The sequence below is a fragment of the Quisquiliibacterium transsilvanicum genome, assembly GCF_014202215.1.
Taxonomy (GTDB): Bacteria; Pseudomonadota; Gammaproteobacteria; order Burkholderiales; family Burkholderiaceae_E; genus Quisquiliibacterium; species Quisquiliibacterium transsilvanicum.
Genome location: NZ_JACHGB010000002.1, coordinates 534,004 through 554,534 on the forward strand (window position 1 = coordinate 534,004; position 20,531 = coordinate 554,534).

Genomic DNA, 20,531 nt, shown 5'->3' on the forward strand with positions numbered 1-20,531 from the left:
AATGATGGAGACAGCCATGAACAAGATCTGGATGAGCGCGGCGCTGGCGCTGTCGGTCGCCGCGCCGCTCGCGAGCGCGCAGACGCTGAACATCGTGCGCGCCACCGAGGCGCCGCACTACGACCCGCAGCGTACGACCTGGTCGGCGACCTCCGACGTCACCCACATGACGCAGGACACGCTGGTGGCCCTGGACTGGGACGGCAAGACCGCGATCCCGCTGCTGGCCAAGTCGTGGACGGTGACCCCGGACGGCAAGCTCTACACCTTCAAGCTGCGCGACGACGTCACCTTCTGCAGCGGCAAGAAGTTCACCGCCGAGGACGTCATCTACAGCTTCAAGCGCCAGATCGGGCAGGTCGACGGCAAGAAGTCGCCCTATGCGTGGCGCGCCGGCAAGATCAAGGAGCTTCGCGCGCCGGATCCCTACACCGTGGAATACGAGCTGGCCGAGCCCTATTCGGACCTGCTGGTGCAGCTGACGATGTTCAACAGCGCGATCCAGAACAAGGAGAGCGTGGACGCGCTCGGCAAGGACTACGGCATCAAGGGCATCGACGGCACCGGGCCGTACTGCTTCGTGTCCTGGCAGCCGCGGACCGAGACGGTCCTCAAGCGCCATGACGCCTACCGCTGGGGTCCCTCGATGTACAAGAACCGCGGCCCGGTGAACTTCGAGAAGCTGGTCATCAAGATCGTCCCGGAGGACACCAGCCGCCTGGCCGCGATGATGAGCGGCGCCTTCGACAGCACGCGCGACTTCCCGACCCAGTTCATCGAGCAGGCGAAGAAGAACCCGATGCTCAAGGTGGAAGAGGCCAAGCCGAACTTCCAGCTGATGTACTACGGCTTCAAGGCCACGCGCCCCCTGGTGTCGGACAAGCGCGTGCGCGAGGCGATGAGCATCGCGATCAACCGCGCCGAACTGACCAAGGCGGTGATGCTCGGGGCGTCCGATCCGGCGTACACCTACATCCACCCGGACGCGCTGGACTTCGCGCCGAGCACCAAGGGCGTGGTCAAGGAAGACCTGGCGCGCGCCAACAAGCTGCTCGACGACGCCGGCTGGACCAAGCGCGACAAGGACGGCATCCGCACCAAGGACGGCCAGCGGATGGAGCCGATCGTGTACATCCCGGCGCTGGCCTATTTTCCGCGCGTGTCGGAGGCGATCCAGGGCTACATGCGCAAGATCGGCGTCGACTGGAAGATCGTCTCGCTCGACTCGTCGGTGATGCCGGCCAAGCTGTCCAGCCAGGACTTCGACCTGTGGACCGTGACGGTGCCCTACCTGTCGGCCGGCGAGCTGATGAACTTCTACTTCGATTCCGCGCAGATGCCCGTGCCCAATCGGATGAACTGGAAGGACCCGGCCACCGACGAAGCGATCCGCCTCGGTCGCACCGCGCTCAATGACGCCGAGCGCGCCAAGGGCTACCAGCGCGCCCAGGAGATCGTCATGGCCGAGCACCTTTGGATTCCCGTCATGACGACGAAGATGTACCAGACCACCAACAAGAAGCTGAAGAACCTGCGGGCGCACATGCTGTTCCAGTACACCTTCTACAAGGGCCTGGACGCCACTTTCTGATCCGCGGAAACAGGTTTCCGGGGGCAATGCTCGATGCCTCCCCGGTCCACACCAGAACAAAAGCAACCGTACCAAAGCTGGAGACACGATGAGACCCTCGACCTTTGCCCTTGCGCTTGCGCTGGCATCCGTCATCCCTGCGACCCAGGCACAGACGATCACCTTCGCCAAGGCCCTGGATTCGCCGCACTACGACAGCCAGCGGACGACCTGGTCGCCGACCTCGGACGTCACGCACATGATCCAGGACACGCTGGTGGCCTTGGACTGGGACGGCAAGACCCCGGTGCCGCTGCTGGCCAAGTCCTGGACGGTGAGCCCCGACGGCAAGCTCTACACCTTCAAGCTGCGCGACGACGTGCAGTTCTGCAGCGGCAAGAAGTTCACTGCCCAGGACGTGATCTACAGCTTCAACCGCCAGAAGGATCCGGCCACGCGCGCGCCCTATGCCTGGCGCGCCGGCAAGATCAAGGACCTTCGCGCGCCTGATCCCTACACGGTGGAGTACGAGCTGGTCGAGCCGTACTCGGACCTGCTGGTGCAGTTGACGATGTTCAATAATTCGATCCACAACAAGGACAGCGTCGACGCCCTGGGCAAGGACTACGGCCTCAAGGGTGTCGACGGCACTGGCCCCTGGTGCTGGGTCTCCTGGCAGCCGCGCACCGAGATGGTGCTCAAGCGCCACGACGCCTACAAGTGGGGCCCGCGGATCTACAAGAATCCGGGCCCGGTGAAGTTCGAGAAGATGGTCATCAAGATCGTGCCGGAGGACTCCAGCCGGCTGGCGGCAATGATGAGCGGCCACTTCGACGTCACCCAGCACTTCCCCGGCCAGTTCATCGACCAGGCCAAGAAGAGCGCGGTCCTCAACGTGGAGGAGGCCAAGCCCAACTTCCAGTTGAACTACTACGGCTTCAAGATCACCCGTCCGCTGGTCTCGGACAAGCGCGTGCGCGAGGCGATGAGCATCGCGGTCAATCGTGCCGACATCGTCCAGGCGGTGACGCTCGGCCAGTCGGAGCCTTCGCTGACCTACATCCACCCGGATGCGCTGGACTTCGCGCCGAGCACCCGGGGGATCGTCAAGGAAGACGTTGCGCGCGCCAACAGGCTGCTCGACGAGGCCGGCTGGACCAAGCGCGACAAGGACGGCATCCGGACCAAGGATGGCGTTCGGCTCGCTCCGGTGGTCTACGTGCCGCAGGTGACGATTTTCCCGCGCATCGCCGAGGCCATCCAGGGCCAGATGCGCAAGATCGGCGTCGAGTGGCAGATCACCACGCTCGACTCCACGATCATGCCGGCCAAGCTGTCCAGCCAGGACTTCGACCTGTGGACCGTGACGGTGCCCTACCTGTCGGCCGGCGAGCTGATGAACTTCTACTTCGATTCCTCGCAGATGCCGGTGCCCAACCGGATGAACTGGAAGGATGCCGCCACCGACGAGGCGATCCGCCAGGGCCGCATCGCGCTCACCGATGCCGACCGCGCCAAGGGCTACCAGCGCGCCCAGGAGATCGTGACCAAGGAGCACCTCTGGATCCCGGTGATGAATTCGAAAATGTACCTCGTCACCAACAAGAAGCTGAAGGGCACCCGCGCCCACATGCTGTTCCAGTACTCCTGGTACAAGGGCCTGGACGCGTCTTTCTGAGCGGCCGGGCGGGGCGGTTTCCCCGGCGAGCGCGGTGCGCCGCCGCGGGGGCTGCCCACCGCGCCAGCCCGTTCCATCCTCCAGCGGCGCCCCGCGCGCCGCCAGTCATCGAGAATCATCGCAGTCCGGAGATCGTATGAAGCAACTACTCACTGCCGCCGCCCTTGCGCTGGCCACCGCCTTGCCGGCAGCGCAGGCCCAGACCCTCACCGTGGCGAAATCGGGCGACGCGCCCCATTTCGACGGGCACCGTGCCGGCTGGTCCGCCGCTGCCGACGTGGTCAACCTGGTCCAGGACACGCTGGTGGCGCTGGACTGGGACGGCAGGACGCCGATCCCGCTGCTGGCCAAGTCCTGGACGGTGAGCCCGGACGGCAAGCTCTACACCTTCAAGCTGCGCGACGACGTGCAGTTCTGCAGCGGCAAGAAGTTCACCGCGGCCGACGTGATCTACAGCTTCAACCGCCAGAAGGACCCGGCCACGCGCGCGCCCTATGCCTGGCGCGCCGGCAAGATCAAGGACCTGCGCGCACCGGACCCCTACACGGTGGAGTACGAGCTGAACGAGCCGTACTCGGATCTGCTGCTGCAGCTGACCATGTACAACAACGCGATCCACAACAAGGACAGCGTCGAGCAGTGGGGCAAGGACTACGGCCTCAAGGGCCTCGACGGCACCGGCCCCTGGTGCTTCGAGTCCTGGCGCCCGCGCACCGAGACGGTTCTGAAGCGCCACGACGCCTACAAGTGGGGCCCGTCGATGTACAAGAACCCGGGTCCGGTGAAGTTCGAGAAGATGGTCATCAAGATCATCCCCGAGGATTCCAGCCGCCTCGCCGGCATGCTGAGCGGCGCCTTCGACCTGACCACGCAGTTCCCGCTGCAGTTCATCGACCAGGCGAAGAAATCGCCGATGCTGCAGGTCAGCCAGGCCAATCCGAACTTCCAGTTCACCATGTTCGCCTTCCGGATGAAGGACCGCCCGCTGGTGGCCGACAAGCGGGTGCGCGAGGCGATGAACCTGGCGCTCAACCGCAAGGAGCTGGTGCAGGGCGTGATGCTGGGCCAGGGCGAGCCCGCCTACACCTACGTGCACCCGAATGCGCGTGACTTCGCGCCGAGCACCAAGGGCATCGTCAAGGAGGACGTGGCGCGGGCCAACAAGCTGCTCGACGAGGCCGGCTGGACGCAGCGCGACAAGGACGGCATCCGGATGAAGGACGGCGTGCGGCTCGCGCCGAAGGCGGTGATTCCGAACCTGACCTTCTACCCGCGCATGTCCGAGGCGATGCAGGGCTACTTCCGCAAGATCGGCATCGACTGGCAGATCATCGCGGTGGACGTGAGCACGATGGTGGGCCGCCTGGGCGCCGACGATTACGACATGTGGACCGTCACGGTTCCGTACATGTCGGCGGGCGAGCTGATGACCTTCTACTTCGACTCCGCGAACATCCCGGTGCCCAACCGGCTGTTCTGGAAGGACGAGATCACTGATGCCGGCCTGAAGGAAGGCCGGACCGCGATCGACGACGCGACCCGGATGCGTGGCTATGCCAAGGTGCAGGAGCGCGTGATGAACGAGCACCTGATGCTCCCGATCAAGAACATCAACATGTACATGACCTCCAACAAGAGGATCAAGAACGCGCGGGCGCACATGCTGTTCCAGCAAACCATCTACAAGGGACTGGACCTCTCGCTGTGAGCAACAACGACCGATCCGGGGGCGCCTCGGCGCCGCCCGAAAAACTCCTCGAGGTGCGCAACCTGCGCACCTGGTTCGACACCGATCGCGGGCTGTTCCGCGCCGTCGACGGCATCAGTTTCGACGTTCCCCGCGGGCGTTCCGTGGGGCTCGTTGGCGAATCCGGCTGCGGCAAGAGCGTGACCTCCCTGTCGCTGATGGGCCTCGTGCCGTCGCCGCCGGGGCAGGTCAGCGCGGACTCGATCATGTTCGAAGGCCGCAACCTCCTCGACCTGTCGGCGCACGATCGCAGGCAGCTGCGCGGCGGGCGCATGTCAATGGTGTTCCAGGAGCCGATGACCTCGCTGAATCCGGTCCACACGATCGGCCGGCAGATCGTCGAGGCGATCCGCGCCCACTCCGACATGTCGGCGGAGCAGGCGAAGAAGCGCGCGATCGAGGTGCTCGAGCTCGTGAAGATTCCGTCGGCGGCGCAGCGCTTCGACGACTACCCGCACAACATGTCCGGCGGCCAGCGCCAGCGCGTGATGATCGCGATGGCGCTGGCCTGCGAGCCCTCGCTGCTGATCGCCGACGAGCCGACCACCGCGCTCGACGTGACCATCCAGGCGCAGATCCTGGAGCTGCTGCGCGACCTGCAGCAGCGCCTCGGGATGTCGGTGCTGATCATCACCCACGACCTCGGCGTGATCGCCGAGCTGGTCGACGAGGTGGTGGTGATGTACGCGGGCAAGGTGGTCGAGAAGGCGCCGGTGCATGCGCTGTTCGACGATCCTCAGCACCCCTACACCATCGGCCTGCTGGGGTCCATCCCGCGGCTGGACGTCGAGCGCGAGCGCCTGGCGACGATCGAGGGCATGGTGCCCAGCCCGGCGAACCAGCCGGTCGGTTGCCGTTTCGCGCCGCGCTGCCCGTTCGCGGACAGCCGCTGCCATGCCGAGCCGCCGCCGCTGCGCGAGCTCGGCGCCGGCCACGAGGTGGCCTGCTGGAGGGCGCCCGTCGAAACGATCTCGTCCGTAGCGATCGATAGGAGGGTGGCCGCATGACGACCGAACCACTTCTGAGCGTGCGGGGGCTGGTCAAGCACTTCCCGATCAAGCGCGGCGTGGTCTTCAGCAAGACAGTCGGGCAGGTGAGGGCGGTGGATGATGTCAGCTTCGACATCGCTCGCGGCGAGACCCTGGCGCTGGTTGGCGAGTCCGGCTGCGGCAAGTCCACCACGGGAAGGCTGATTCTCAAGCTGATGGAGCCGACCGGCGGCTCGGTCCGGTTCCAGGGGCAGGAGATCGCCAACCTGAAGGCCGACGAGATGCGCAGGATGCGCCGTCACCTGCAGATCATTTTCCAGGACCCGTACGCGTCGCTGAATCCGCGGATGCGGATCCAGGACATTCTGCTCGAGCCGATGCAGGTGCATGAAATCGGCACGCCCGCCGAGCGCGAGGAGAAGGTGCGCGAACTGCTCGAGCTGGTCGGCCTGCCGCCCGAGTTCGCGCGGCGCTATCCGCATCAGTTCTCGGGCGGCCAGCGCCAGCGCATCGGCATCGCGCGGGCCCTGACCGTGAACCCGGAACTGATCGTCTGCGACGAGCCGGTCTCCGCGCTCGACGTGTCGATCCAGGCGCAGGTCGTGAACCTGCTGCAGAACCTGCAGCAGCGCTTCGGCCTGTCCTACCTGTTCATCGCGCACGACCTGGCGGTGGTCAAGCACATCAGTGACCGGGTGGCGGTGATGTACCTGGGCAAGCTGGTCGAGATCGCCGACAAGAAGACGCTGTACGCCAGGCCGCTGCATCCATACACGCAGGCGCTGCTGTCGGCGATCCCGCGTCCCGATCCGCACGCGGAGCGGCAGCGGATGATCCTCGCGGGCGACGTGCCCAGTGCGATGAAGCCGCCGCCTGGCTGCCGCTTCAACACGCGCTGCCCGCATGCCCAGGAGCGTTGCCGCACCGAAGAGCCGGTGCTGCGCGACGCGGCGCCGGGTCACCGGGTGGCCTGCCACTTCTACGAGACGCTGCCGACGCCGGTCGGCGTTGCGATCACTCCGGTGAACGCGCTCGGCAATTTCTCGATTCGTCTCGATGCCTTCGAGCGCGCAGTGAAGGAGCGCAGCACCGAGCTGGCCTGATGCCCCTGGGCGGGGCAGGGTTAGCGAGTGTTGTCGGTGCGGGGGCCATGCGTCACGATCGGCTGGTCGCGGAGCCGCCGGAGCGATGCGCTGCATCGCTCCTCGCTCCCGCCCTGCAACGCGAGGAGCTCCAGTGCAAAGTGCCCGATCCCTGCTGAGTCCTGCGCAGCCCAAGAGAGGTCCAAGTGTCCGAAGCTTCCGCTGAAGCGGACGAGGGGTCCGGTCCCGGCCGGACCAGGCGCCTGTCCGGCGGCTGGCGCCTGCTGCTGCCGCTGCTGCTGCTGCCGCGGGGTGGTCTATCCGCTCAAGCCAGGGCTGCACGTCGATCGGGTGCCGTTCTACGACCTGCTGCTGTTCGCGGGCGCAAGTGCCCTGTCGGTGGGCATGATCTGGACCGCGCGCGACGCCGCGGCCAACGGCTGGGAATACAGCGCCACCAGCGTCGCCCCGGGCTGGGCGGCCTGGTCGGCGGTGGCGCTGTGGGCGCTGGTGCTCGAGGCGCTGCGCCGCGCCGGCGGCTGGGTGCTGCTGGCTATCATGGCGGTGTTCTCGATGTTCCCGCTGTTCTCGGGCGTCATGCCCGCGCCGCTGACCGCGCCCTCGGTGAGCCTGCTGGATGCGGCGTCCTTCCACCTGTTCTCGCGCGAGAGCGTGCTCGGGATTCCGATGCGCGCCTTCGCCGAGCTGGTCATCGGCTTCCTGGTGTTCGGCACCGCGCTACAGTACACCGGCGCAGGCACCTTCTTCATCAGCTTCGCGTTCGCGCTGTGCGGCCAGTACCGCGGCGGCGCCGCCAAGGTCGCGATCTTCTCGTCGGGGCTGCTCGGCTCGATGAGCGGCAGCGTGATCTCGAACGTGCTGACCACCGGCGCGATGACCATTCCCGCGATGAAGCGCAGCGGAATGAAGGCTTCCACGGCCGGCGCGGTCGAAGCCTGCGCATCCACCGGTGCGGTGCTCGCGCCGCCGGTGATGGGCGCCACGGCCTTCGTGATGGCCGAATTCCTGAACATCCCGTACTCGGATGTCGCCTTGGCCGCCGCCGTGCCGGCGCTGCTCTACTACTTCGCGCTTTTCATGCAGATCGACTGCAACGCCGGGCGCAAGGCCGGTGCGCGCGGCGCTGGTCGTCGGCGGACTGCTCTTCATCGCGCCGGGGGGCGGGCTGATGCCGCTGTCCCCGCTGCAGATGACCATGGCGGCGCTTGCGCTGTCGGTTCCCGCGCTGCTCGTGGCGATGGCATTTGCCCGGCGTGCGCGTTGATTCCCGAGAACAACCGCGATTCATCGCGGGCATCGAACGAGGAGACGAGATGAGCATTCGAATCACCCGCAGGAATTATCTCCAGGGGGCCGGCGGGCTGGTGGCATCGGGCGTGCTCGGCCGGGTGGGCGTCAGTCCGGCGCTCGCGCAGGAGGCGCCGAAGGGGCTGCCGTCGACGATGATCTGGAGCACCTACGATGTCGGTTCCACCGGCTACGTCGAGGCCTCCGCGATCGCCGACGCCTTCGGCAAGAAGTACGGTTCCCGGGTGCGCCTGCAGCCCTCGGGCACGGCGATCGGCCGGGTCCGTCCGGTCACCGACGGGCGCGCCTCGCACGCCTGGCTCGCCAACGAGCTCTACTTCGCGGTCGAGGGGCTGTACGAATACTGCTCGCCGGACTGGGGCCCGCAGGATCTGCGCACCCTGCTCGGACGCCTGAACGCCTTCTCCGTCGTCGCCACCAAGGTCAGCGGCATCAAGGAGCCCAAGGACCTCAAGGGCAAGCGTTTCGCCATCGCACGCGCCAACAGCTCGGTGAACATCAAGGTCGAGCCGATCCTCGCCTTTGCAGGGCTGAGCTGGAAGGACGTGGAGCTGGTCGAGTTCCCGTCCTACGGTGCGACCCTTAAGGGGCTGGTCGAAGGCAGGGCGGACTGCGCTGGCGTGGCCCCGAACGCAGCCGCGCTGCGCGAGCTCGAGGCCAGCCCGCACGGCATCGGCTGGGTCGCGCTCGACCCCGCCAACAAGGAGGGCTGGGCGCGCGCGAAGAAGGCTGTGCCGTTCGTCGAGCCCTTCCAGGAGAGCATCGGTGCGGGCCTGTCGGCCGACAAGCCGGTCTGGATGATGGGCTACCGCTACCCGATGATCACGGTGCCCGCCAGCGCGAAGGACGACGAGGTCTATGCGATGGTCAAGGCCGTCGCCGAAACCTACGACCTCTACAAGGACGCCAATCCCATCATGCCGCGCTGGCAGGTCGCCAAGGCGGGGACGCCGCCGATGGATGCGGCCTTTCATCCTGGCGCGATCCGCTACCTGAAGGAGGTGGGGCTCTGGAAGCAGGACCACCAGGCCTGGCAGGATGCGTCGCTCAAGCGGCACGCGGCGCTGCAGAAGGCCTGGAAGGAAATGATGGTCAACGATCCGGCGGCGCGTGCGGCTGACCTTCCCGGCCTGCAGAAAATCTGGGAGGCCCGCCGCGCGGGCGTGCTGGCCAGCCTCTGATCCTCACGGGGCGCGCGCTGGATCGAGTCCTTGCCTGGCCGGTGCCTGCGCGCGCCCACGCGTCCCACTCCCCTGAACGGTCCCTCTGATGGCCACTCCAGCACAAGCACCGGCCGAACTGCCCGTGGTCGAGGACCCTGAAGCGCGCTCGGTGCGGCTCGAAGGACCAGCCTTCTGGGCGGCCTTCGTGCTCACCAGCGCCGGCCTGCTGATCTCGATCAACCAGCTGTTCAATCTCGGGCTCGGCGGCTTCAGGCCGGTGAGCACCGGCTACTACTACCTGATGATCGGCCTGTTCGTGGCGGTGGGCTTCCTGGCCTTCCCGGCGCGCAAAGGACAGCTTCAGGTGCGCTGGTACGACTGGGTGCTGGCAGCGCTGGTGCTCGGCGCCTCGCTCTGGCTGGCAAGCCGGGCCCAGTTCATCATCGACCGCGGCTGGAACCAGGACGCGCCCATCGAGGCCACGGTGGTGGCCGGGCTCTACGTGCTGCTGGCGCTCGAGGCCGTGCGCCGCACCGGCGAGACCATCCTGCTGGTGTTCTGCCTGATCTTCGCCTGCTATCCGCTTTATGCGGGGTACATGCCGGGCTTCCTGTGGGGTGTGCAACTCGACTTCGGCCAGACGGTGCGCGAACACGTCTACGGGCTGGAGAGCATCATCGGCATCCCGATGCAGGTGGTGTCGGACACGCTGATCGGCTTCATCGTTTTCGGCGTGGTGCTGGCCAACACCGGCGGCAGCGGCTTCTTCATGGATTTCGCGTCGTCGATGATGGGGCGTGCCCGCGGCGGCCCGGCCAAGGTCGCGATCGTGTCGTCCGGCCTGTTCGGAATGCTGTCCGGCAGCCCGACCTCCAACGTGCTCACCACCGGGACGATGACGATCCCGACGATGAAGCGCAGCGGCTACGACGCCACCTATGCCGGCGCGATCGAGGCCTGCGCGTCCACCGGCGGCTGTCTGATGCCGCCGGTGATGGGCGCGGCGGCCTTCATCATGGCGAGCTTCCTGAACGTGCCGTACGCGGAGGTCGTCACCGCAGCCTTCCTGCCGGCCATTCTGTTCTACCTGGCGCTGATGGTGCAGGCAGACCTGTACGCGGCGCGCAACGGGCTGCGCGGCCTTGATGCCAGCGAGGTGCCCCGCCTGCTGCCCACCATCGGAGGCGGCTGGTACTACCTGCTCGCGCTGGCGGGGCTGACTGCGCTGCTGCTGGTCTGGCGCGTCGAGGGCGAGGCGCCGTTCTGGGTGTCGCTCTTCCTGCTGGCGGTCGCGGTGCTGCGCGGCAGGAAGACGGGCTTTGGCGCCCGGGCCTTCGCGCGGCTGGTGGTCGACGTGGGGCAGGCGGTTGCGCAGCTGGTCTGCCTGATCGCCGGCATCGGCCTGATCGTCGGCGCGATGTCGGTGACCGGCGTGGCCAACTCGTTTTCGCGCGAGCTGGTGCAGTACGCCGGCGGCAACCTGGCGCTGCTGCTGGCGGCGGGCGCGCTGACCAGCTTCGTGCTGGGCATGGGAATGACCGCCTCGGCCTGCTACATCTTTCTGGCGATCGTGCTGGCGCCGGCGCTGATCCAGGTGGGCATCGACCCGATGGCGGCGCACCTGTACATCTTCTACTGGGGAATCGTTTCCTTCATCACGCCGCCGGTGGCGCTGGCGGCGATCGCGGCCGCGTCCATTGCCAAGGCCGATGCGATGGCGGTCGGATTCAAGGCTCTGCGGGTGGGCAGCGTGCTGCTGCTGCTGCCGGTGCTGTTCGTGCTGCAGCCGGCGCTGATCCTCAAGGGGGCGCCGCTGCTGGTGATCCAGGCCGCGTTCACCGCAACCCTGGCCGTGATCCTGCTGGCGGCCTCGTTCGAGGGTTACCTCTGGCGCCTGGGCAGGTTGTCGACTTGGGCGCGGGTGGCGTTCTGCGTCGCTGGACTGCTGCTGTTCATCCCCGAGGGCTATACCGACCTCGCCGGGGCCGTGCTCGCTGCCCTCACCGCGGCAATGGTGGCGGCAACGCGCAGGGTGGGCGGCAGCGCAGCGTAGCGGCCGGGCCCGGCTGGAGGCCGGGCCCTGTTCAGCCTTATGGCAACTCCGCCGCGGAAAGAAGCACCGGCACCTGCTCGAAGGCGATCGGCGCTTCCGACAGCAGCTTCGGCAGCCAGTCGGCGGAGTCGTCAACCACTGCGAGCGGATCGCGCGGCAGCACGCGGTGGCGCAGCACCAGCTGCGCGAGCAGCAGGCGTCGGCCGGCGCCCGCGCCATCCGCGCGGCGTGCCTCGCTGGCCATGGTGGTCGCCGAAAACAGGTGGTAGAGCGCCGAGGCGGCCTGCCGCGTGAGGCTCTCGTTCTCGTGGGCGCAGGCTGCCGCGGCCAGCGCCGACACCCGCTCGCGGGCGTGCCGGAAGCGGGCGTCCAGCGCGGCGGGCAGGGCGGCCTGCTGCAGCTGGCGGTCCATCTGCCGGTCGAGGGCGGAGAGGCTGTCCTCGCGGCGGATCGAGCGGATCACGTCGAGCGCGACGATGTTGCTGGTGCCCTCCCAGATGGAACCCAGGTGCGCGTCGCGCAGCAGCCGGGCGTCGCTCCATTCCTCGATGTAGCCGCAGCCGCCGCGCACCTCCATCGCGTCGCCGGTGACCTTGCGGGCGTCGCGGCAGGCGCGGAACTTGAGCAGCGGCGTGAGCACCCGCAGCAGGCGCCGGGACTCCTCGTCGCCGGCATCCGCGCGCTGCAGGGCCGCCGCGGTCTGGAAAGCCACGCTGCGCGCCTGCTCGGTCCAGACCATGATCTTGGCGAGCTGGCGCTGCATCAGCGGCAGCTCCACCAGACGCTTGCCGAAGGCCTCGCGGTTGCGCGCGATGAACAGCGCTTCGGTCAGCGCGCGGCGCATCAGGCCCGCGGCGCGCACGCCGTTGGACAACCGAGAGTTGTTGATCATGTCGGTCATCTGCAGAAAGCCGCGGCCCAGGTCGCCGACCGGATAGGCGACCGCGCCTTCCAGGCGGATCTCGCCGCTGGCCATCGAGCGCGTGCCCAGCTTGTCCTTCAGCCGCAGGATCCGGTAGTGGTTCGGCGAGCCGTCCTCGAGCAGGCGCGGCAGCAGGAACAGCGTGAGCCCCTTCGTGCCCGGCTGGCCGCCCTCGGGGCGGGCCAGCACCATCGCCAGGCCGGCGTCCGGGTTCGAGCAGAACCACTTGTCGCCCTCCAGGTGCCACTGTCCGTCGGCATCCTGCCAGGCGCGCGTGGCGGTGGCGCCGACGTCGGAACCTGCACCCTGCTCGGTCATGAACATCGCCCCCTGGGAGAGCGCGTCGAAGTCCAGGCTGGTAAGCGCCGGCAGGTGGCGTGCCACCAGATCGGGCTCGCCGAACTTGCGCAGCGTGCGGGCCAGCGAGTCGGTCATGCTGACCGGGCAGCACAGGCCGAACTCCGCCTGCACGAACAGGTAGGTGAGCGCGTACTTGGCGGCCGGCGGCATCGGATCCGGCCAGCCGAGCACGCCGCCGCGATGCGAGAGCGCGGCCAGCCCGTACTCCGAGTAGGCGGCGCGCTCGAGCTCGACGAAGGCGGGGTGCTTGTCGATGCGCTGCAGGTCGCGGCCCGTGCGGGTGCGGTGCGAGAGCGTGGGCGGATTGCGGTCGGCGACCCCGGCGAGCTCGTCGTAGCGGCCACCAGCCATCGCGCCGAGCCGTTCGAGGTGCGGACGCAGGTGCGCCATCAGATCCGCCGGCAGGTATAGCGGCAGGATGGCGTCGAAGCCCGGGTCGGCATGGAACAGGTTGGCGCCGAGGTTGTCGGGAACGTGGTCGGCGGCTTGCTGCAGTCGGCGGGGCTCGAGCATGTGGGCGTCCTCGGCGGGTAGGGGATGCCGAGATTGTTTTCCCGCCATCGATACTGGTCAAATACTGTTTTTCATTGGAACGATACGGCGGATGTATCGATGGGTCGCCGGTCGCAAGCGCCATGGAACTTCGCCACCTGCGCCACTTCGTCGCCCTTGCCGAGGAGCTCCATTTCGGGCGGGCAGCCCGACGGCTGTCGATCTCCCAGCCGCCGCTGAGCTTCAGCATCCGCCGGCTGGAGGAGGAGCTCGGCGTGCGCCTGTTCGAGCGCACCAGCCGCCAGGTGCGGCTCACCGCCGCGGGCGCGGCCTTCCTGGTCGAGAGCCGCCGCATCCTCGGCCAGGCGGAGGATGCGCGGGCACTGGTCGGTCGCATCGCGGCCGGGCTCAGCGGGCGGCTGCAGCTGGGCTTCGTCGCGTCGATGCTCTATCGCGGCCTGCCGGAGCTGCTGGCGCGCTTTCGCCTCGAGCGGCCCGGCATCGAACTGGCCCTGCGTGAGCTGAACTCGGGCGAGCAGGTTGAGGCGCTGCGCGCAGGGCGCCTGGATGCGGGCTTCATCCACGCGCCCACGCTGCCTGCCGGGCTCGACGGAATCGCCTGGCTCACCGAGCACTTCGTCTGCTGCCTGCCGCAGGGCCATCCGCAGGCGCAGCGCCGCCGTGCCGACCTGGCAGCGCTCGCCGGCGAGCCGCTGGTGCTGTTTGCCCGCGAGGCATCGCCCGAATATCACGACCGGATCGTCTCGCTGTGCGCAGAGTCCGGCTTCACGCCGGAGCAGCGCCACGAGGTGCGGCACTGGCTTACGGTGCTGGCCTTCGTCGCGGCGGGCATGGGGGTGGCGCTGGTGCCGGCGTCGCTGGCCCGCTCCGGGATGGCGGGGGTGCGCTTCGTCGCGATCGGCAACCGCCGGGTGCGGTCGGTCACCCGGATGGTGTGGGCGCCGGAGCGGGTGACGCCTGCGCTGCGCAGCCTGGCCGGCCTGCTCGGTATCATTTCCGCTGGCAAGGATGACCTGGAGGCGCCCGCAGATGAGGCCTGACCCCGCGCAGCGATCGCTGCGCCCGAGAGCCTGCCGCCTGGCTGCGCTGCTGCTCGCGCTCGCGCTGCCGGCGGCTCCGGGCGTCACCCAGCCGCGCGAGCCGGGTGCCGCGACGCCCCGGCCCGTGGTGCCGCGCGGGCCGCTTCCGGAGGCGGAACGCCGGGTGGTCGAGCTCTTCGAAACCGCCGCGCCTTCGGTCGCCTACATCACCAGCGAGGTGGTGCAGTCCGACGGGCTGTTCCGCGCCGAGGTCTCCCGCTCAGCCGGAAGCGGATTCGTCTGGGACGAGGCGGGGCACGTGGTGACCAACGATCACGTGGTTGAAGGTGCGCGGCGGCTGTTCGTCCAGCTCGACGCGGGCCAGCCGATCGAAGCCACCCTGGTGGGACGCTCGCCCGAGTACGACCTGGCGGTGGTGCGCCTGCAGAACGCGCCGCGCGGCCTGCGCCCGATTCCGCTCGGCTCGTCGAAAGACCTGCGGATCGGCCAGGCCGTCTACGCGATCGGCAACCCCTTCGGGCTGTCCCGCACGCTCACGCGCGGGCTCGTGAGCGCGCTCGACCGGGAGCTGCCGACCACCGAGTACCGCGAGGTGTCCGGCGTGATCCAGACCGACGCGGCGATCAACCCGGGCAACTCCGGCGGGCCGCTGCTCGACAGCGCCGGCCGGCTGATCGGCGTCAACACCGCGATCCGCTCGGCGTCGGGCTCATCGTCGGGCGTCGGTTTCGCGATTCCCGCGGACCTGGTCAACCGCGTGGTGCCGGCGTTGATCGCGCGCGGGCGCGCGCCGCTGCCTGGAATCGGCATCGCGCCGGTGCGACCCGATCTCGTCGCGCGCGCCGGCATCCAGGGAGTGGTCGTCGGCGAGGTCGGCGGCGGCACGCCGGCGGCGCAGGCGGGGCTGCGGTCGCTTGACCGGCGCACCGGCGAGCTCGGCGACGTGATCGTCGCGGTCAACGGCCGGCGCGTCGTCACGCTGTCGAGCTTCGTCGCGGAGCTGGACCGGGTCGGCATCGGCAACCTTGCCGAGCTCACCGTGCTGCGCGACGGCCGCGAGGCGAAGCTGCGCGTTCGGGTCATCGACGTGGTCCGCTGAGCTCGGCTGCAGGCGGGCTCGGCATCCGCCAGTGCCGCCCCATGGCCCGCCGCGCGATCTGCTAGCATCGCCCGCCACGGCGCGGCGCAGCCGCGTCCCGGGCGGCAGCTGTCGTCCCGGCTGCGCACTGCCCTCGGCGCCAAGCCGCGGGCTGTCCTCCCGAACCCCGATCGAGACTCACGCACATGTCCAGTCCCTCCGCGAACCCCGCGGCTTCCGCCCTGTTCGAACCCTTCCGCCTCGGCCCGCTCGAACTGCCCACCCGCGTGGTGATGGCCCCGATGACCCGCAACTTCAGCCCCGGCGGCGTGCCGGGCGACGACGTGGTCGAGTATTACCGGCGCCGGGCCGCGGCGGGCGTCGGGCTGATCGTGACCGAGGGCACCACGGTCGACCATCCGGCCGCCAGCGGCTACCCCGGCGTGCCGCGCTTTCACGGCGCGGATGCGCTCGCGGGATGGAAGCGTGTGGTCGACGCGGTGCATGCGGCCGGCGCGAGGATCGTTCCCCAGCTCTGGCACGTCGGCAACATCCGCCGCGGAACGAACCTGCCCAACCCCGAGGTGCCCGCGTTCGGCCCCTCGGGCAAGGAAAAGGACGGCAAGGTGCTGGTCCACGAAATGACGCACGAGGACATCCGCGCCGTCATTGCCGCCTTCGCGCAGGCCGCTGCCGATGCGAAGGCGATCGGCATGGATGGCGTCGAACTGCACGGCGCGCACGGCTACCTGATCGACCAGTTCTTCTGGGAAGGCAGCAACCGCCGCACCGACGAGTACGGCGGCGATCCCGCGCGGCGCTCGCGCTTCGCGATCGAACTGGTGCAGGCGGTGCGCGCCGCGGTAGGGCCGGACTATCCGATCATCTTCCGCTTCTCCCAGTGGAAGCAGCAGGACTACAGCGCGCGCCTGGCGGCGACCCCGGAGCTGCTGGAGGCCTTCCTGCGGCCGCTGTCCGCGGCGGGCGTGGACATCTTCCACTGCTCCACCCGCCGTTTCTGGGAGCCGGAGTTCGAGGGCTCGACCCTGAACCTGGCTGGCTGGACCCGGCAGCTGACCGGCAAGCCGACCATCACGGTCGGCAGCGTGGGGCTGGACGGCGAGTTCATCCAGTTCATGGCCGACACCGACAAGGTGGCGCGCCCCACCGGCATCGAAGGGCTGCTGGAGCGGCTGTCGCGTGGCGAGTTCGACCTGGTGGCCGTCGGGCGGGCACTCATTTCGGACCCGGACTGGGCGAGCAAGATCCGCGAAGGGCGGCAGGAAGAGATCCTGCCGTTCAGCCGCGAGGCGCTGAAGACGCTCGCCTGATCGGACGGCGGCTGATCGGACTGCGCCTGATCGCACGGCGCCGGCGGGCACGTGCCGCCGGGCGCATGGTGATCAGGCGCACCCGAGCGGCTCCACCGTGACGGCGACGCTGGGAACCACGCGGCCGCCGCCGCGGATCACTCCGCGCAGCGGCGCCACGTCGGCGTAGTCGCGCCCCCAGGCCACGGTGACGTGGTCGAGATCGGCCGCGATGTCGTTGGTGGGATCGAGCCCGACCCAGCCCTGCGTTGGGCACCAGACCTCGACCCACGCATGGGTCGCGTCCGCGCCGACCAGCCGCGGCTTCCCGGGCGGGGGCCGGGTCAGCAGATAGCCGCTCACGTAGCGGGCGGCCAGGCCCAGCGCGCGCATCGCGCCGATCATCACGTGCGCGAAGTCCTGGCAGACACCTTTGCGCTGGCTCAGCGCCTCGGGCGCGCGGGTGGACACCGAGGTGGCGTCCGGCGCGTACTCGAAGTCCCGGTGCACCCGCTGCATCAGGTCGACGGCAGCCTCCAGCAGCGGGCGCCCGGGCGTGAAGGAGCTGCGGCCGTACTCGGCCAGCGCAGGAGTGCGCGGTGTGTAGGCGGTCGGCAGCGCGAACTCCGTCGCGTACTCGAAAACCGCGCCCGCGCGGTAGCAGATCCGCCGGGCGACGGACTCCCAGGCCGGGCTGTCGGCAGGAACCGGCGCCGTCCGTGGTCGGAGTTCGGCGACGAACACGGAGCGGACGCAGAGCGCATCGTGCACCGCCGAGTGGCTGAACACCGCCCGCCAGTTGCCCCAGACGTCCTCGGAGAGCGACACGCCGGGCGGATGGACGGTGACGGGCGAGCCGAGCGTTCCGGGCTGCGGGTCGGGCTGCGGGTCGATGTCGAGCCGCCAGCGGAGGACACGCTGCCACGGCGTGTCGCGCGGTCGCAGGTGCGCGAGATGGCGGGCGAGTTCTACCTCGGCGTCGTACTCGTAGCGGGTCTCGTGCTCGACCCTCAGCGCACGCGGTACGGCGTCGGCGTCGCTCATTGCCAGACCGCGCGGTCGGCGCCGGCGACATGCGCGAAGAAGCGCCGGCCGATCTCGTTGGAGAGTTCCTGCGCCGCCTGGCTGCAGGCCTGCAGCTGACGCTCCAGCAAGCGATGGCGCCCCTCGGAATCGGCCTGGCACAGCGAGGCCAGCGACCAGTCCTCGGGGCAGGGCAGGCGCGCGATCATCGCGTCGGCCCAATCCTGGTCGTGGCGTGCGAGCTTGCGCAGCCGGTCGCGCATGGTCCGGGCTACCCACGAAATCGAGCGCGGATTGTCGGTGTCCAGCACCAGCAGGTGCAGCAGCGGAGGCACTTCGCGCCGGGCCTGGAACTGGGCCCGGTACGTGATCGTCGAATCGAACAGCGCGAGCAGCAGTTCGAAGCCATCGTCGTCGCGCTGCAGCCCGGCCTCGAAGCCGCTGGCCAGGATGCCTGCAAGCGTGTCCAGGCGCTCGATCTGGCGGCCGACGCTCTGCAGTCGCCAGCCGTCGTCGCGGGTCATCCGGTCGGTCTGCGCGCCGGTGATCGCCGACAGCCGGGTGCTGGCCCAGCCGAGCGCCTCGAGCACGTCGACGAGCGATACCTGCCCGCGCGCGCGCTGCGCGGCGCGCAGCTGCGCCTGGAACTGGGTGTCCAGGTCGGCGATCAGTGACCAGTGGTCCGGCGACAGCCGCTCGCGAATCGCCTGCGCGCACTGCTGCAGCGCGCGCAGGTTGTAGGCGATGCTGGCGCTGGCCTTCGGGTCGCCGAGCGAACGGATCAGCGTGCGCTGGAAGATGCGGGTCGCCTGAGCTGAGCCGGAGGCCGGCGAGGGCACTTCCTCGCCGATCAGGTCGCTCTGCGTCAGCAATGCGTGGAGCAGGCCGAGCACCGGGCCGCGGGCTGCGGGAAGGTCTTCGAGCGATAGCCGTGCCAGGCGGATGGTGCACTCGGCGCGTTCGGTATAGCGGCCCAGCCAGAACAGGTTCTCGGCTGAGCGGCTGGTGATGGTCCGGCGCGGATTGGCCAGCTCGGAGACCTGCAGCGGCGGCGGCACCAGCGACGTGGCATCCACCTCGCCTTCGGTCAGCACCCAGGAATCGGTGCTCGCGCTGCCGCGCTGGAAGGACATGTACACATCGGTTCCGGCCGCGCCGCCGATCCGGGGCGCAGCGGACGACTCCCCCCCCGGCGCAGGACCGTCGGCACTGGCCACGCGGGTCAGGCCGCCGGGCAGCACCCGCCAGGCGCCGCTGGCGTCGCGCAGCGCGTAGACCCGCAGCACCACCGGCCGCGGGCGGATCCGGCCGTCGCGCCAGACGGGCTGCTCCGAGGGGCGTATCGGCTCCATCAGCGTGTAGGCCGCCGGATCCTGGTCGATGCGTTCCTGCCAGGCCTTGAACTGCTTCGCGTCGAGCGAGGCGCCCATCACCGGAACGAAGTCGCGGGTGACCTCGCCCGCCGGGAAGGTCGGCACGATGACGTAGTCGCGCAGCCTGGCGCGCTGCTCCGCCCAGACGCTGGACTCGCCGCACCACCAACTGGTGGCCGCCGGCAGCAGCAGCTCCTCGCCGAGCAGCCGGTGCGCGACCCCCGGCCAGAACGCGGTGAGCCCGGGGCTCTCCAGCACGCCGGCGCCGGGCAGGTTGGCCAGCACCACGCCCCCGGCCCGCACCGCCTCGAGCAGGCCCGGCACGCCGAGGGTGGAGTCCGCCCGCAGCTCCAGCGGGTCGAGCCATTCGTCGTCGACGCGTCGCAGCAGCACGTGCACCCGCTCGAGGCCCTGCAGGGTCTTCAGGTAGAGCTGCTGGCTGCGCACCGTCAGGTCCGATGCCTCGACCAGCGTCAGGCCCAGGTAGCGGGCCAGGAACACGTGCTCGAAGTAGGTCTCGTTGTAGGGGCCCGGCGTCAGCAGCGCGAGCCGCGCGTCGTCGCCGGCGCCGCTGGCGGCCGCGAGCCCGTCGAGCATTGCCCGGAACGCCGATGCGATGCGCTGCACGCGCAGCGCCCGGAAGGCCTCCGGGAACTGCGGGCCGATGATCAGCCGGTTCTCGAGCAGATAGCCCAGTCCGGAAGGCGCCTGGGTGCGCTGCCCGACCACCCACCAGCAGCCCTCCGGGCCCCGCGCGAGATCCACGGCCACCAGATGCAGCCCCCAGCCGCCGCGCGGGCGCACTCCGTGCATCGGCCGCAGGAACTGGGGATGGCCATGGACCAGCGTCGCGGGCAGCAGTCCCTCCTCCAGCAGCAGGCGCGGGCCGTACAGGTCGGCCAGCGCTGCCTCCAGCAGCCGGGCCCGCTGGCGTACCCCTTGCTCGATCGCAGCCCACTCGGGCGCGTCGATCAGCAGGGGCAGCAGCTCCAGCGGCCAGACCCGCGTCGCATCCTCAGTCCTGGCGTGGACGTTGTAGCTCGCCCCGTCCTCGATCAGCTTGCGCTGGACGCTCGAGCGGCGCGAGGGGAGATCGCGCCAGCCGGAGCTGCCGATGGCGGAGAAGAAGCGCTGCCAGAGCGGCGCGAGCGCGGCGCCGGCCGCCCCGGCGACCGGGTGCGTGCGGCCGCGCAGCTCGTCGTAGTGCCCAGGGCTGCCGGGCGCGGCGGCCTTGGCGACCAGGCGATCGGTCTCTTCGGAAGAAGGGTCGGCGGGGAGCGTTACGGGAGACACGGACAAGG

General features: G+C 69.3%; 14 protein-coding genes. 11 read left to right on the forward strand and 3 right to left on the reverse strand.

Annotated elements, in window-relative coordinates:
- Positions 1–16: 16 nt before the first annotated feature.
- The 8 genes from HNQ70_RS05975 to HNQ70_RS06010 all read left to right on the forward strand — a co-directional run bounded on the left by HNQ70_RS05975 (position 17) and on the right by HNQ70_RS06010 (position 11,611).
- The gene (locus HNQ70_RS05975) at positions 17–1,591 is read left to right on the forward strand and encodes an ABC transporter substrate-binding protein (protein ID WP_183965233.1); all 1,575 of its coding nucleotides are present in this window, start codon (positions 17–19) and stop codon (positions 1,589–1,591) included.
- Between the two features lie 88 nt (positions 1,592–1,679).
- On the forward strand, positions 1,680–3,248 hold the full coding sequence (locus tag HNQ70_RS05980) for an ABC transporter substrate-binding protein (RefSeq protein WP_183965235.1): 1,569 nt from the start codon (positions 1,680–1,682) through the stop codon (positions 3,246–3,248).
- Positions 3,249–3,384: 136 nt separating this feature from the next.
- Positions 3,385–4,956 (forward strand): ABC transporter substrate-binding protein, encoded by a 1,572-nt coding sequence (locus tag HNQ70_RS05985; RefSeq protein WP_183965237.1) that lies wholly within the window; start codon positions 3,385–3,387, stop codon positions 4,954–4,956.
- The gene (locus HNQ70_RS05990; protein WP_183965239.1) at positions 4,953–6,002 is read left to right on the forward strand and encodes an oligopeptide/dipeptide ABC transporter ATP-binding protein; all 1,050 of its coding nucleotides are present in this window, start codon (positions 4,953–4,955) and stop codon (positions 6,000–6,002) included. The genes HNQ70_RS05985 and HNQ70_RS05990 overlap by 4 nt, the downstream gene beginning before the upstream one ends.
- Complete coding sequence (locus HNQ70_RS05995) at positions 5,999–7,087, forward strand: ABC transporter ATP-binding protein (protein WP_183965241.1); 1,089 nt, start codon at positions 5,999–6,001, stop codon at positions 7,085–7,087. The genes HNQ70_RS05990 and HNQ70_RS05995 overlap by 4 nt, the downstream gene beginning before the upstream one ends.
- 291 nt (positions 7,088–7,378) lie before the next feature.
- Positions 7,379–8,404 carry a TRAP transporter large permease subunit gene (locus tag HNQ70_RS06000; RefSeq protein WP_183965243.1) on the forward strand — a complete coding sequence of 342 codons (1,026 nt, stop codon included), beginning with the start codon at positions 7,379–7,381 and terminating at the stop codon, positions 8,402–8,404.
- Complete coding sequence (locus tag HNQ70_RS06005; RefSeq protein ID WP_221302653.1) at positions 8,401–9,576, forward strand: TAXI family TRAP transporter solute-binding subunit; 1,176 nt, start codon at positions 8,401–8,403, stop codon at positions 9,574–9,576. Before HNQ70_RS06000 ends, HNQ70_RS06005 begins: the two co-directional genes overlap by 4 nt.
- A gap of 88 nt (positions 9,577–9,664) precedes the next feature.
- A complete protein-coding gene (locus HNQ70_RS06010; RefSeq protein WP_183965245.1) occupies positions 9,665–11,611 on the forward strand; it encodes a TRAP transporter permease in 1,947 nt (648 codons plus the stop codon).
- Positions 11,612–11,648: 37 nt separating this feature from the next.
- Here the strand turns inward: HNQ70_RS06010 and HNQ70_RS06015 are convergent, their stop codons facing one another.
- Positions 11,649–13,406 carry an acyl-CoA dehydrogenase family protein gene (locus tag HNQ70_RS06015; protein WP_183965247.1) on the reverse strand — a complete coding sequence of 586 codons (1,758 nt, stop codon included), beginning with the start codon at positions 13,404–13,406 and terminating at the stop codon, positions 11,649–11,651.
- A 122-nt stretch (positions 13,407–13,528) separates the two neighbouring features.
- Between HNQ70_RS06015 and HNQ70_RS06020 the strand changes: the two genes are divergently transcribed.
- The 3 genes from HNQ70_RS06020 to HNQ70_RS06030 all read left to right on the forward strand — a co-directional run bounded on the left by HNQ70_RS06020 (position 13,529) and on the right by HNQ70_RS06030 (position 16,855).
- A complete protein-coding gene (locus HNQ70_RS06020; RefSeq protein WP_183965249.1) occupies positions 13,529–14,446 on the forward strand; it encodes a LysR family transcriptional regulator in 918 nt (305 codons plus the stop codon).
- Positions 14,436–15,545, forward strand: a complete 1,110-nt coding sequence (locus HNQ70_RS06025) for a S1C family serine protease (protein ID WP_183965251.1) — start codon at positions 14,436–14,438, stop codon at positions 15,543–15,545. The genes HNQ70_RS06020 and HNQ70_RS06025 overlap by 11 nt, the downstream gene beginning before the upstream one ends.
- 185 nt (positions 15,546–15,730) lie before the next feature.
- Entirely contained in the window at positions 15,731–16,855 is a 1,125-nt protein-coding gene (locus HNQ70_RS06030; RefSeq protein WP_183965253.1) for an NADH:flavin oxidoreductase, read from the forward strand.
- Positions 16,856–16,927: 72 nt separating this feature from the next.
- On the opposite strand, the gene HNQ70_RS06035 is transcribed toward HNQ70_RS06030, so the two are convergent.
- On the reverse strand, positions 16,928–17,878 hold the full coding sequence (locus HNQ70_RS06035) for a transglutaminase family protein (RefSeq protein WP_183965255.1): 951 nt from the start codon (positions 17,876–17,878) through the stop codon (positions 16,928–16,930).
- Positions 17,875–20,523: a circularly permuted type 2 ATP-grasp protein gene (locus HNQ70_RS06040; RefSeq protein ID WP_183965257.1), complete on the reverse strand. Its 2,649-nt coding sequence runs from the start codon at positions 20,521–20,523 to the stop codon at positions 17,875–17,877. The genes HNQ70_RS06035 and HNQ70_RS06040 overlap by 4 nt, the downstream gene beginning before the upstream one ends.
- Between the last annotated feature and the right edge of the window lie 8 nt (positions 20,524–20,531).

Coding starts and splice junctions, on each gene's coding strand:
- HNQ70_RS05985 (WP_183965237.1), top strand. CDS start 3,385: ATGAAGCAACTACTCACTGCCGCCGCCCTTGCGCTGGCCACCGCCTTG.
- HNQ70_RS06025 (WP_183965251.1), top strand. CDS start 14,436: ATGAGGCCTGACCCCGCGCAGCGATCGCTGCGCCCGAGAGCCTGCCGC.
- HNQ70_RS06015 (WP_183965247.1), bottom strand. CDS start 13,406: ATGCTCGAGCCCCGCCGACTGCAGCAAGCCGCCGACCACGTTCCCGAC.
- HNQ70_RS05980 (WP_183965235.1), top strand. CDS start 1,680: ATGAGACCCTCGACCTTTGCCCTTGCGCTTGCGCTGGCATCCGTCATC.
- HNQ70_RS05975 (WP_183965233.1), top strand. CDS start 17: ATGAACAAGATCTGGATGAGCGCGGCGCTGGCGCTGTCGGTCGCCGCG.
- HNQ70_RS06010 (WP_183965245.1), top strand. CDS start 9,665: ATGGCCACTCCAGCACAAGCACCGGCCGAACTGCCCGTGGTCGAGGAC.
- HNQ70_RS06030 (WP_183965253.1), top strand. CDS start 15,731: ATGTCCAGTCCCTCCGCGAACCCCGCGGCTTCCGCCCTGTTCGAACCC.
- HNQ70_RS06035 (WP_183965255.1), bottom strand. CDS start 17,878: ATGAGCGACGCCGACGCCGTACCGCGTGCGCTGAGGGTCGAGCACGAG.
- HNQ70_RS05995 (WP_183965241.1), top strand. CDS start 5,999: ATGACGACCGAACCACTTCTGAGCGTGCGGGGGCTGGTCAAGCACTTC.
- HNQ70_RS06020 (WP_183965249.1), top strand. CDS start 13,529: ATGGAACTTCGCCACCTGCGCCACTTCGTCGCCCTTGCCGAGGAGCTC.
- HNQ70_RS06005 (WP_221302653.1), top strand. CDS start 8,401: ATGAGCATTCGAATCACCCGCAGGAATTATCTCCAGGGGGCCGGCGGG.